Source organism: Streptomyces sp. NPDC050658, assembly GCF_044457025.1.
GTDB lineage: Bacteria > Actinomycetota > Actinomycetes > Streptomycetales > Streptomycetaceae > Streptomyces.
Genome location: NZ_JBITGM010000005.1, coordinates 320290 through 333567, shown reverse-complemented (window position 1 = coordinate 333567; position 13278 = coordinate 320290). Strand labels below are relative to the sequence as shown.

General features: G+C 72.4%; 6 protein-coding genes. 4 read left to right on the top strand and 2 right to left on the bottom strand.

Annotation, left to right across the window (positions count from 1 at the left end; all coding sequences use genetic code 11):
• Positions 1–66 precede the first annotated feature (66 nt).
• The gene (locus ACIBKX_RS19820) at positions 67–1611 is read right to left on the bottom strand and encodes an alpha/beta hydrolase (protein WP_363271575.1); all 1545 of its coding nucleotides are present in this window, start codon (positions 1609–1611) and stop codon (positions 67–69) included.
• Positions 1612–1701: 90 nt separating this feature from the next.
• The gene (locus ACIBKX_RS19815; RefSeq protein WP_363271574.1) at positions 1702–4539 is read right to left on the bottom strand and encodes a lysylphosphatidylglycerol synthase transmembrane domain-containing protein; all 2838 of its coding nucleotides are present in this window, start codon (positions 4537–4539) and stop codon (positions 1702–1704) included.
• 161 nt (positions 4540–4700) lie between these two features.
• Between ACIBKX_RS19815 and ACIBKX_RS19810 the strand changes: the two genes are divergently transcribed.
• The 4 genes from ACIBKX_RS19810 (at position 4701) to ACIBKX_RS19795 (ending at position 13268) form a co-directional block, all read left to right on the top strand.
• Entirely contained in the window at positions 4701–5084 is a 384-nt protein-coding gene (locus tag ACIBKX_RS19810; RefSeq protein WP_363271573.1) for an MGMT family protein, read from the top strand.
• Positions 5085–5335: 251 nt separating this feature from the next.
• Positions 5336–8593, top strand: a complete 3258-nt coding sequence (locus ACIBKX_RS19805) for an ATP-dependent helicase (protein WP_399375854.1) — start codon at positions 5336–5338, stop codon at positions 8591–8593.
• 218 nt (positions 8594–8811) lie between these two features.
• A complete protein-coding gene (locus tag ACIBKX_RS19800; protein ID WP_363271571.1) occupies positions 8812–9522 on the top strand; it encodes a hypothetical protein in 711 nt (236 codons plus the stop codon).
• Between the two features lie 116 nt (positions 9523–9638).
• Complete coding sequence (locus ACIBKX_RS19795) at positions 9639–13268, top strand: ATP-dependent DNA helicase (RefSeq protein ID WP_363271570.1); 3630 nt, start codon at positions 9639–9641, stop codon at positions 13266–13268.
• The last annotated feature ends 10 nt before the right edge of the window (positions 13269–13278 follow it).

Genomic DNA, 13278 nt, shown 5'->3' with positions numbered 1-13278 from the left:
GCCACCGACAGCGGCCTTGGCGGGCTTGGTCCGTTATGCGTGCACCGTGCCCGCCCTGCGCCTCCGTCAGCCGCAGACCGTGCCCTCCTTCGGCACGGTGCCGTCCAGCAGATAGCCGTTCACCGCGTTCCGTACGCACTTGTTCTTGCTGTCGTACGCCCCGTGCCCCTGGCCCTTGTACGTCAGCTCGACGCCGACGCCCTTGCCCAGCGCGTCCGCCATCTTCCGTGCGCCCTCGTACGGTGTGGCCGGGTCGCCGGTGTTGCCGATGACGACGATCGGCGGCGCGTCCGGCGCGCTGACGTCCGGGTGGTCGGCGGCGCCCGGCACCGCCCAGTCGGTGCAGCCGACCATGCCCCAGGCCAGGTAGTCGCCGAACAGGGGCGACGCCTCGCGGAACTCGGGGAGCTTCTCCTCCACGTAGTCGGCCGTGTAACGCGCCTTGTCGTCCGCGCAGTTGATGGAGATGTTCGCGGCCTGGATGTTGCTGTACGAGCCGTCCTCGTTGCGGCCGTTCATCGAGTCGGAGAGCGTCATGAGGATCTTGCCGTCGCCGTCGTAGGCCTGGTCGAGGCCTTCGGTGAGGTACGGCCAGAAGTCCTTGGAGTACAGCGACTGGGCGATGCCGTTCGTGGCGGCGGTCTGGGTCAGCTCGCGCGGGAAGAGCGCGGGCAGCGGCTTGGAGTCGAGGTCCTTCAGGAGCTTCGCGATCCGGTCCTTCACGTCCTGCTCGGTGTCGCCGACCGGGCAGTCGTCGGCCTGCGAGGTGCAGTCCTTCGCGAAGTTGTCGAGCGCGAGCTGGAAGCCCTTCGCCTGGCCCAGCGAGCCCTGTTCCGCCGTCTCGGTGGGGTCGACCACCGCGTCGAAGACGGCACGGCCCACCTTCTTCGGGAACAGATGGGCGTAGACGCCGCCGAGTTCGGTGCCGTACGAGATGCCGAAGTAGTGCAGCTTGTCGTCGCCGAGCACCTGGCGCATCAGGTCCATGTCGCGGGCGGCGTCGGTGGTGCGGACGTGGGGGAGCACCTCGCCGGAGTTCTTCTCGCAGGCGCCGTTGAAGCCCTTCACGTTGGCGACGAGCTCCCTGCGCTCGGCGTCGTCGTCGGGGGTCGCGTCCTGCTGGAAGTACGTGTCGAGTTCGTCGTCGTCCTCGCACTTGACGCCCGCGCTGCGGCCGACCCCGCGCGGGTCGAAGCTGACCAGGTCGTAGCGGGTGCGGAGCTTGGCATACTCCTCCCCGAAGGCGGGCAGCGTGGTGATGCCGGAGCCGCCGGGGCCGCCGAAGTTGAAGACCAGCGAGCCGATCCGCTTGTCCTTCGCGCCGCTCGCCGCGGCGCGGATCAGGGCGATGTCGAGGGTGTCCCCCTTGGGCTTCTCCCAGTCGAGGGGGGCCTTCATGGTGGCGCACTGCCACTCGGTGCCGCCGGGCAGCGGGGACGGGGCCTCACCGCCTCCTTCGGAGGCGGAGGGCTCGGGGCAGTCCTCCCACTGGAGCTTCTGGGCCGACAGGTCCTCGTCCTTGGCGTCGTCGCCGCCGCAGGCCGTGGCGGTCGCTGACAGCAGGACGACGGTGGCGGCCAGGGCAGTGGCGCGCGCCTTGTGGTTGGGCATGCTTCCCATCCTGCGGGGGGCGCAGACGGGGCGCACGGCTGGCTCGGCCTTCCGTGATCGGGCTTCTCTTGGCGGCGGGCCACCCTCTTCTTAAAGAAGGCCCTTCCGCGTCAGATAGTTGAAGCACAGCCACCCCGGCAGCACCGGCAGCCACAGCGTGAGCAGTCGGAACAGGAGTACCGCGGGCGCCGCGACGTCCTTGGGCACGCCCACGGCGATCAGACCGAAGGTGAGCGTCGCCTCGACCGCGCCGACACCGCCCGGCGTGGGCGCCGCCGAGCCGAGCGCGTTTCCGGCGAGGAACACCACGGCGACGCTGGCCAGGGTCAGATTGCTCATCTCCGAGCTGCTGAAGGCGCGTACGGAGGCGTCCAGGCAGAGCACGAACATCAGGGTGAGCAGCAGCATGCCGCCGATGCCGGTGAGCAGCTTCTGGGGCCGCTGCAGCACGTCGAGCATGCGCGGCACGACGCCCGCGAACAGCGAACGTACGCGCGTGACGACGAACTTCCGCAGGAACGGGATGGCGGTCACCACGAGCACGAGGACCGCGACCGAGAGCAGACCGGCGATGACGGTGCGGGACGGCGTCAGGGACGGCGTCTTCTCCGTACCGGTCAGATAGCCGAAGATCATCAGCAGCATGATGTGCGAGCCGAGCCCGAACAGCTGCGAGGCCCCGACACTGGCCACCGCGAGTCCGGACCGCACTCCGGAGCGCTGCAGGAACCGCGTGTTGAGCGCGACGCCGCCGACCGCGGCGGGCGCCACGATCTTCACGAACGACCCGGCGACCTGCGCCTGCACGGTCCGCAGGAACGGCACCCGCTCCGGCACGAAGCCGAGCAGGCTCATCGCCGCCGCGAAGTAGCTCAGCGCCGAGCACGCCACGGCGACGGCGACCCAGCCCCACTCGGCCTCGCCCACGATCGTGCCGAAGTCGACCTGGGTCAGCTGGGAGAGCAGGAAGTACGCGCCGATGGCACCGGCGATGAAACTGATCAGGGTGCGCGGCCTGATCCGTTCGAGCTGGGCGGGCTCGACGGGCGCCTGCGGCCTGATGAGCAGCACCTGGTGGCGGATCTGGGTGAGCAGGTCCTCCTCGCGGGCCTGCTCCAGGGCCACGTCTATGGCCTGCTTCTCGGCCTGCTTCTCCGCGCGCACGGCCTTGCGGTCGGGGCCTTCGGCGGCCTCGGCGGCCGCCTCCTCCGTGCGGGCCTGCTTGGCCTTGCGGGAGGCCTCCAGGACGGCGTCGCGCTCGCGCTGGGAGCGTTCCCTGGCGAGCTTGCGCAGGGTGGCGCGGGTGGAGCGGGTCAGCGCGATGGGCTGGAGCAGCGGCAGGCAGTCGGCGACGGTGTCCGGGCCGAGTACGTCGAGGGCGGTCGCGACCGCGCGCTCGGCGCCCACCCGGAGCCCGAAGGCGGTCAGGAGCTGGGCGACGTCCATCCGCAGGACCAGGTCGCCGGCGGCGATCTCACCGCCGCGCAGATCGGTCAGGATCACCTTGCCGGAACGATCCACCAGAATCGCGTCGCCCGCGAGCCTGCGGTGCGCGATCCGCCGCGACTGCAGCGCCTGCACCTGCCGCCAGGTGTCGCACAGCAGCTCGTCGGTGATGGCCTCGTCCGGCAGGGAGTCCAGGGAGCGGCCGCCGATGTGCTCGTAGACGAGCATCACGGCGTCGGGGCCGAGCTCGGAGGTGGCGATTAGCTTGGGCGCGTTGGCCCCGGCCGCGATCGCCGCGTACGCGAGGAGCGCCTCCTGCTCCAGCGCCTGGCGCAGCGACTGCAGGCTGCGGCGCTGGGTGATGCCGCGCAGCGTCAGCCTGCGCCACACGCGGTAGAAGAAGCCCTGCGCCTGCTGCTCGCGGTCGATGACCGTGACGTCCAGCGGGGCGCCGTCCTCCAGGGTGACGAAGTAGCGGCGGCCGCGGTCGCCGTGCTCCGCGCTGTCGGGGGACTCCTCGCGGGCCGCGCTGACGGGGTGGAAGCCGACGTGCCGCAGTCCGGCGAGGAGTGTCTGCCCGGTGGGCCGTACGTTCGGCGAGCCGACCGCGTACAGCGTTCCGTAGGCGACGCTCCAGCCGAGCAGCACCGTGAGGATGATCGAGAACGGCGTGGTGTAGCCGGTGACCAGCATGGTGAAGGCGTCGAGCAGCAGCACCACCCACAGCACGACGCGCCAGCGTGGTCGGCGGGACATCCCGACTGCTGTCATGTACGCGATCACGGGTGCGAGATAGCCGTGCACCGGATCGGTGAGCGCGTGCAGATCGGCGGGGGAGGGCCGGGTCAGCGCCTCCTGGATGGAGTCCGGGGCGGCCTTGGCGACCCAGAGGTCGGTGGCGAGCGTCACGCCGTGCGCGAGGACCGCCGCGAGCACGCCGTCGGCGATGCGCAGCCCGTCCCGCTTGACCAGACGCTCGATCGCGAAGGCGACGGGGACGAGCAGGACGCCGATGCTCGCGGTCAGGCCCGCGAACTTGATCAGCAGGTCCGGTGCCTGGTCGGTGCCCTTGTCGATGTCCTGGGCGAGCCCCGAGGTCGTGCCGTGCGCGAACGCCGCGATGGCGAGGACCACGGCGATGCCGAGGATGCCGACGAGCAGCCGCATCAGGTCCGAGGGGCGGTGCACACGCGCGGCGAGCAGCGGTTCGTCGCCCGCGACACGGTCCGTGTGCGCGTCCGCGCCTTCGTCGGCGCAGTCGTCGGGGCCGAACACGTCCGCCGCCCCGTCGTCGGGGGCGAACGCGCCGTGCGCGCCCTCTTCCCCGCCGTTCGACGGTTCTTCGGAGTGCTTCTCGTGCTTCTCGTGCTTCTTCAGGGAGTGCCCACCGGTGTCCGGGTGCGCCTCGGCCGCAGGGGTGCCCGCCGTCTCATCGGGGTGCACATCCTGCTGCTCCGTCGCCTCTTCTTGATCTCGTATCACCAGTCACCGCCCGCATGATGGTGGCATGTCCGGCGGACAGAGGGGGGCATCAGGGTGCGATCCGGGGGCGCGAAGTGCTCAAGGGGCGCCAGTTTGTCGCGTAGCGCACGCTCTGTCGCCGGGTCGTCACGGTGTCGGTGGGGTACGGCAAGATGGTCCGGATGAGCGAGGAGAGCCGATCGGAGCAGGGGCCTTCGGAGTACCCCGAGTACGCGGAGCGGGTCCTCGAGGTCGCGGAGCTGATCCCGCCGGGACGGGTGATGACGTACGGAGACGTGGCGGAGTGGCTCGAAGAGGGCGGCCCCCGGCAGGTCGGCCGGGTGATGGCCCTCTACGGAGGCGCGGTTCCCTGGTGGCGCGTGGTGCGCGCGGACGGTCATCTGCTGCCGGGCCACGAGCTGCGGGCCCTCGGCCACTACCGCGCGGAGGGCACACCGCTGCGCGGGGCGAGCCGTGCGGCCGAGGGTCATCTGCCCCGCATCGACATGCGCAGGGCGCGCTGGGACGGCGGCGAGGTGGCCGTGGCTCCGGAGGCTCACACCTGACAGCTTCCGCCATCCTGCGGCCACATGGGGGACCGGTGGCCCGTACGGGGGAAGCCACGCGTCCCGCACGCCCGCTGGCGTAGCGTCGACAGCACGCATTTCCCTCACCCCGCAGCCACCACGCCACCGTTTCTCGACCAGCAGACCCACCAGGACCGGCGACCCACGTGAGTTCCCCTTCATCCGCCCGGCACACCCGGCACCCGTCGCACCACCAGGTACGACAGGGGACCCCAGGCGCCTATCGACTGGTGCGCACCCCGCCGGTCCGCGTGGATCCCCCTCGTCTTGACGCACCTCAGCGCGCGGTGGTTGACCACTCCGGAGGACCGCTTCTCGTCCTGGCGGGACCCGGTACGGGGAAGACGACGACCCTGGTGGAGGCCGTCGCCGCGCGGATCGCGAAGGGCACGGAACCGGAGCGGGTCCTGGTCCTCACCTTCAGCCGCAAGGCCGCGGTCGAGCTGCGCGACCGGATGGCGTTGCGCATAGGGGCGGCGAAGGCCCCGCAGGCGACGACCTTCCACTCCTTCTGCTACGCCCTGATCCGCGCCCACCAGGACGCCGATCTGTTCGTCGAGCCGCTGCGCCTCCTCTCGGGCCCCGAGCAGGACGTGGCGGTGCGCGAGCTGCTCGCGGGCCAGATCGACCTGGAGTCCGAGGGGATCGACCACGTCCGCTGGCCGGACGAGCTGCGCGCCTGCCTGACGACCCGGGGCTTCGCCGACGAGGTGCGCGCGGTGCTCGCCCGGAGCCGCGAGCTGGGCCTCGGCCCCGACGCCCTCGGCGCGTTCGCCCGCCGCGCGGGACGTCCCGACTGGGGCGCGGCAGCGGCGTTCCTCGCCGAGTATCTCGACGTACTCGACATGCAAGGAGTGCTCGACTACGCGGAACTGGTGCACCGCGCGGTGCTGCTCGCGCGCCGCCCGGAGGTCGCGCGGGCGCTGGCCGCGCAGTACGACGCGGTGTTCGTGGACGAGTACCAGGACACCGATCCGGCGCAGGTACGACTGCTCGACGCGCTGGCCGGCGGCGGGCGCTCCCTGGTCGCCTTCGGAGACCCCGACCAGTCGATCTACACCTTCCGGGGCGCCGACGTGAACGGCATCCTGGAGTTCCCCACCGAGTTCCCGCGCGCGGACGGCACCCCGGCACCGGTCGAGGTCCTGACCACGTCCCGCAGATCGGGCGCGGGGCTCCTCGCCGCCACCCGGCTGCTCACCCGCCGCATGCCGCTGACCCGGCTGCCCGCGGAGAAGGTGCGGGCCCACCGCGAGCTTGCCGCGGTCCGGGACGGCGGCCGGGTCGAGGCGTACACATATCCGACGTCCGGCGCGGAACTCGACAACATCGCCGACATCCTGCGCCGCGCGCACTTGGAGGACGGCGTCCCCTGGGGCGAGATGGCGGTCCTGGTCCGCGCGGGCGCCCACACGATCCCCACGGTCCGCCGCAGCCTCACCGCGGCGGGCGTCCCGCTGGACATAGACGGCGACGACATCGCGCTGCGCCACGAGCCGGCGGTGACGCCGCTGCTGACGGCGCTGCGGGCGGTGGCGGTGGCGGAGTCCGGGGCCGTGCCCGAAGCGGCGGAGGGGGCCGAGGACGCGTCCAGCAGCTCCGGGGACACGTCCGCCTGGCTCGACACCGAGACCGCCCTCACGCTCCTCACCTCCCCCCTCGCCGGCATGGACGCCGCCGACCTGCGCCGCCTCGGCCGGGCGCTGCGCGAGGAGGAGCGCGCCGCGGGGAACCATCTGCCGCCGCCGTCGGACGAACTGCTCGCCCGTGCCCTCGCCGAGCCGGAGCGGCTCGTCGCGCACGACCCCGCGTACGCCCGCGGCGCCCAGCGGCTCGGCGCGCTGCTCCGCAAGGCCCGTGAGCGCCTCGCGGGCGGCGGCACCGCCGAGGAGGCCCTCTGGGAGCTGTGGGACGGCACTCCGTGGCCGCGCCGCCTGGAGCGCACCGCACGCCGTGGCGGGGCCGCCGGGCGCAACGCGGACCGCGATCTCGACGCCGTCTGCGCCCTGTTCGCGTACGCCTCGCGCGCGGAGGAACGCACCGGGGGGCGCGGCGCCCTGAACTTCCTGGAGGAGACCGAGGCGCAGGACATCGCCGCGGACACCCTCAACCGCAGGGCCGTGCGCCCCGACGCCGTACGCCTGATGACGGCGCACCGCTCCAAGGGCCTGGAGTGGCGGCTCGTGGTGGTCGCGGGCGTCCAGGAGGGACTCTGGCCCGATCTGCGCCGCCGCGGCTCCCTCCTGGAGGCCGACCGCATCGGCGGCGACGGCCTCGCCGAGCCACTCACCCCCGGAGCGCTCCTCTCCGAAGAGCGCCGGTTGTTCTACGTGGCCGCCACGCGCGCGCGAGAACGCCTCGTCGTCACCGCCGTCAAGGCACCCGCCGACGACGGCGACCAGCCCTCCCGCTTCCTGACCGAACTCGGCGTCGAGCCCAAGGACGTGACAGGACGCCCGCGCCGCCCGCTGTCCGTCGCCGCGCTCGTCGCGGAGCTGCGTGCCACGACCGTCGACCCGCGCGTCTCGGACGCCCTGCGGGAGGCCGCCGCCCAGCGCTTGGCACGGCTCGCCGCGCTCGGCGACGCCGACGGGCGGCCCCTCGTGCCGTCCGCGCACCCCTACCGCTGGTGGGGCATGGAGGAGCAGACGGCGAGCGAGATCCCGCTGCGCGACCGCGACAAGCCCGTCGTGCTCTCCGGGAGCGCCCTCGACCAGCTCGCCAACACCTGTTCCCTGCAGTGGTTCCTGGGCCGCGAGGTCAAGGCGGACGCCCCGGCGACCGCCGCCCAGGGCTTCGGCAACGTGGTGCACGTCCTGGCCGACGAGGTCGCCTCCGGCAGGACCCCCGCCGACCTCGCCGTCCTCATGGAGCGCCTCGACTCGGTCTGGGACTCCCTCGCCTTCGACGCCCCCTGGAAGTCGGCGCAGGAGAAGGAGCACGCGCGCGTGGCGCTCGAACGCTTCCTCCAGTGGCATGTGATGGACCGCGCGAGCCGCACACCCGTCGCCAGCGAGCACGACTTCGACGTGACCCTGGAAGCGGGCCCCTACGAAGTGCGCGTCCGCGGTTCCATGGACCGCGTCGAGCAGGACAGGGAAGGACGCGCCTACGTAGTCGACTTCAAGACCGGAAAGCAGGCCCCCAGCGCCGCCGACGTGGCCCGCCATCCGCAGCTCGCCGTCTATCAACTCGCCCTGCGCGAGGGCGCGGTGGACGACGCCTTCGACGGCGTACGCCCCGAACCGGGCGGCGCGGAACTGGTGCAGCTGCGCCAGGGGGCCGCCAAGAAGGACGGCGGCGAGACACTCCCCAAGGTGCAGGCCCAGGAGCCGCTCTCCGGAGAGTGGGTGGGCGATCTGCTCGCCACGGCGGCCGGCAAGGTCCTGGACGAACGCTTCTCGCCCACGACGGGCCAGCACTGCACCCACTGCGCCTTCCGAGCCTCGTGCAGCGCCCGCCCGGAGGGCCGGCAGGTCGTGGAGTGACATCAGCGGCCGTCGTGGAGTGACATAAGCGGCCGTCGTGGAGTGACATAAGCGGCCGTCATGGAGTGACATAAGCGGCAACCACGCCTTAAGTGGCCAAGCTCACGTATCGGGAGCCGTGTTCATAGCAGCCTCACAGGCCATCTAAAGTCTCGGTAAAGCTGATCTGTGCACTCGGCGGATCCTCCGATCGTGCACCTTTCCGAGGAGATACATACATGGCAGCCAACCGGAAGCTCCTGGCCGCGGCCGTCGCCAGTGCCGCCGCGATCGTCGGCCTCACGGGCTGCTTCGGCGGGGAAGAGGACAAGGACCCCTTCGAGGGCATGAGCGCCGACAAGATCGCCGACAAGGCGGCCGACGCCTCCAAGGGCGCGGGCTCCTTCAAGGTGTCCGGCGAAGGCCAGCAGGAAGGCAAGCCGCTCAAGGTCGACTTCTCGGTCGCCAAGTCCGGTGACTGCAAGGGCAAGATGGACGGCGGCGCCCAGGGCGTCGCCGAGCTGCTGGTGTCCGGCACGACCCAGTACATGAAGGGCGACGAGGCGTTCTGGAAGGACGCCATGGGCAGCAGCGGGGGCGGCGTCGACACCTCGAAGATGGCCGACAAGTGGGTGAAGTCGCCGAACCAGGAGAAGGGCGGCGCCTGCGACTCGGACGAGATGTTCCAGTCCGACGAGCTCAAGGACCTCAAGCGCGAGAAGGACTCCGAGGTCGACGGCGTCAAGGCGGCCGTCCTGACGAAGAACAAGGCCGGCAAGAAGTCCACGTACTACGTGGCCGCCGAGGGCAAGCCGTACTTCCTGAAGGTCGTCACGTCGGGCAAGGACGACCCGGGCACCATGTACTTCAGCGACTACGGCAAGCCCGTCGTCGTGAAGGCTCCGGCCCCGGACGAGGTCATGGACATGGAAGAGCTCATGAAGTCCTGACCCCCGGGTCCCGTGAAGTTCTGACGCAAGGCTCCCCGTGAAGTCACGCGGGTGACGGTGGCCACTGGCGTCCGGGCCCGCCCCGGTTGTCAGTGGCCACCGCTAGCCTCTCTGACGTGCCACCTCGTATCACCGACCCCGAGCAGCTCAAAGAGCTCCTCGGCATCCCGTTCACCCCGGAGCAGACGGCCTGCATCACCGCGCCGCCCGCCCCGCAGGTGATCGTGGCCGGAGCCGGTTCCGGCAAGACGACGGTGATGGCGGCGCGCGTGGTCTGGCTGGTCGGCACCGGCCAGGTCGCCCCCCAGCAGGTCCTCGGCCTGACGTTCACGAACAAGGCGGCCGGTGAACTCGCCGAGCGGGTCCGCCAGGCGCTGGTCAAGGCCGGCGTGACCGACCCCGAGGCGCTGGACGCCCCGGGCCCCGGAGACCCGCCGGGCGAGCCGGTCATCTCCACGTACCACGCCTTCGCGGGCCGCCTCCTGACCGACCACGGCCTGCGCATCGGCCTGGAGCCCACCGCGCGGCTGCTCGCCGACGCCACCCGCTTCCAGCTCGCCGCGCGGGTGCTGCGCGAGGCGCCGGGACCGTATCCCGCGCTGACCCGCTCCTTCCCCGACCTCGTCAGCGACCTCCTGGCCCTGGACAGCGAGCTGTCCGAGCACCTCGTCCGCCCCGACCGGCTCCGGGCGTACGACACCGAACTGCTGCGCACCCTGGAGACCGCCAAGCTCTCCAACGCGGACCTGCGCAAGGTGCCCGAGACGGCGGCGGCCCGGCTCGACCTCGCCGAGCTGGTCGGCCGCTACCGGGAAGCGAAGCGCTCCCGCGACCTCCTCGACTTCGGCGACCAGATCGCCCTCTCCGCGACGCTGGCCCGCACCCGCGCGGAGGTCGGCGAGATCCTGCGCGACGAGTTCCGCGTCGTCCTGCTCGACGAGTACCAGGACACGTCCGTGGCCCAGCGCATCCTCCTGGCAGGCCTCTTCGGAGGCGGCACCGGCCACCCGGTCACCGCCGTCGGCGACCCCTGCCAGGCGATCTACGGCTGGCGCGGCGCCTCCGTGGCGAACCTGGACGACTTCCCCGAGCACTTCGCGTACGCCGACGGACGCCCCGCCACCCGCCAGGCGCTCAGCGAGAACCGCCGCAGCGGCGGCCGCCTCCTCGACCTCGCCAACGGCCTGGCGGGGCCGCTGCGCGCGATGCACGCGGGCGTGGAGGCCCTGCGGCCCGCACCCGGCGCGGAGCACGACGGCGTGGTGCGCTGCGCCCTGCTGCGCACCCACACCGAGGAGATCGACTGGATCGCCGACTCCATCGCCCACCTCGTCGGCACCGGCAAGGCCCCAGGCGAGATCGCCGTCCTGTGCCGCACCGCGACGGACTTCGCGCAGATCCAGGGCGCCCTTGTCGCCCGCGACATCCCCGTGGAGGTCGTCGGTCTCTCCGGACTGCTCCATCTCCCCGAGGTCGCCGACCTCGTGGCCGTCTGCGAGGTGCTCCAGGACCCGGGGGCCAACGCGTCGCTGGTCCGCCTGCTCACCGGCCCGCGCTGGCGCATCGGCCCGCGTGACCTCGCCCTCCTGGGCCGCCGCGCACGCCTTCTCGTACGCCATGGGCACCTCGCCCCCGACGACCCCGACAGCCGCCTCGCGGCGGCCGTGGAGGGGGTCGACCCGGCCGAGGTGATATCGCTCGCGGACGCGCTCGACACGTTCCTGGAGGCGCCGCAGGGCGACGACACCGAGGACGACGGGCTGCCCTTCTCGCCGGAGGCGAGGGTCCGCTTCGCCCGCCTCGCCGCCGAACTGCGCGATCTGCGGCGCTCGTTGTCGGACCCCCTGATGGACGTCCTGCACCGGGTGCTCGCCGTCACGGGCCTGGAGGTCGAGCTGTCCGCGTCGCCGCACGCCCTCGCGGCCCGCCGCAGGGAGACGCTCTCGAACTTCCTGGACGTCGCCGCGTCCTTCGCCGCGAACGACACCGGGGCGAGCCTGCTCGCCTTCCTGGCCTTCCTGCGTACGGCGGCGCAGTACGAGAAGGGCCTCGACAACGCGCTGCCCGGCGGCGAGAACACGGTCAAGGTGCTCACCGCCCACAAGTCCAAGGGCCTGGAGTGGGACGTCGTGGCCGTCCCCGGCCTGGTCACCGGGACGTTCCCCAGCGCGCAGGGCCGGGAGAAGTGGACCGCCCAGGGCAAGGTCGTGCCGCACGCGCTGCGCGGCGACGCGGCGACCCTGCCGGACGTCGGGGCGTGGGACTCCCGGTCCATGAAGGCCTTCCACGAGGAGATGAAGGAGCACCAGCGCACCGAGGAGCTCCGCCTCGGCTATGTCACGTTCACCCGCCCCCGCTCGCTGCTCCTGGGCTCCGGCCACTGGTGGGGCCCCTCCCAGAAGAAGCCGCGCGGCCCCTCGGACTTCCTCCTCGCGCTGTACGACCACTGCGCGGCGGGGCACGGCGAGATCGAGGCCTGGGCTGACGAACCGGAGGAGGGCGAGGAGAACCCCGCACTGACGGAGGCGTCCGCCGAGCAGGCGTGGCCGCTGCCGCTGGACGACGTATCCCTGGAGCGCCGCAGGGCCGCCGCGCGGACCGTCCTCGCCCACCTGGACCGCCTGACGGGCGACGAGACGCCGGACGCCGCACGCTCCCACGAGCCGGCCCCTCCGGAGGACCCGGACTGGCCGCCGCCGCCCGAGGACGACGAATCTCCCTACGGCGAACCTCCTTATGAAGAGGCCGACTTCCCGGACGCCCCGGAGGACTGGGAGGCGCTGTCCCACGAACGCCCGACGGTGCCGCACCCCGCGCCCGCCCCCGACGACGTCCGCGTCCGCCCGCACCCGACCGAGGCCGCCCCGGAGACCCCAGAGGCCCCTCCAGAGGAGCCGCCCCGCCTCACCCCGGAGCAGCCCGGCCTCACCCCGGAGGAAGCCCGCACGCTCGCCTCCTGGGACCGGGACCTGGACGCACTCACCGGCGAGCTGCTGCGCGCCCGCGAGGCCATCAGGGACATCCCCGTGCCCGCCTCCCTCACCGCCTCCGAGGTGCTGCGCCTCGCCGCCGACCCGGAGGGCTTCGCCGAGGAACTGGCACGGCCCATGCCCCGGCCTCCGCAGCCGGCCGCCCGTCGGGGCACGCGCTTCCACGCCTGGATGGAGACCCGCTTCGAAGAGCTCCGGCTCCCGCTGCTCGGCCCGGACGAGCTGCCGGGCGGCGCCCCCGGAGAGGCCGAGATCGCCGACGAGCGCGACCTGGAGTCGTTGAAGGAGGCCTTCGAGCGCACCGAGTACGCCCACCGTGCGCCCCACCGCGTCGAGGTGCCCTTCCAGCTGGCGATCGCGGGCCGGGTCGTCCGCGGCCGGATCGACGCGGTCTACAAGGAGGTCGACGGCGACGACGTGACGTACGAGATCGTCGACTGGAAGACCAGCAGGACCCGCACCGCCGACCCCCTGCAGCTCGCCGTCTACCGCCTCGCCTGGGCCGAGCAGCACGACGTACCCCCGGAGTCGGTGAAGGCGACGTTCCTCTACGTCCGCAGCGGGGAGACGGCCCGCCCCGCCCGCCTGCCCGGCCGGGCGGAACTGGAGCGGATCCTCCTGGAGGAGCCGGGCACCGAGCCGGGCACCGAGCCGGGCAGCGAGCCGGGCGCCGATCCCGACGGCGATCCGGCCGCCGGACAGGGCGGCCGTCCGTATGACGAACCACCGGACGAGCCGGTCACGGTGGGCGGCTAGGCTCGTGACC

What these genes read in the sequence shown, in the direction of transcription:
- ACIBKX_RS19820 (WP_363271575.1), bottom strand. Translation starts at nt 1,611, where the DNA reads ATGCCCAACCACAAGGCGCGCGCCACTGCCCTGGCCGCCACCGTCGTC.
- ACIBKX_RS19810 (WP_363271573.1), top strand. Translation starts at nt 4,701, where the DNA reads ATGAGCGAGGAGAGCCGATCGGAGCAGGGGCCTTCGGAGTACCCCGAG.
- ACIBKX_RS19800 (WP_363271571.1), top strand. Translation starts at nt 8,812, where the DNA reads ATGGCAGCCAACCGGAAGCTCCTGGCCGCGGCCGTCGCCAGTGCCGCC.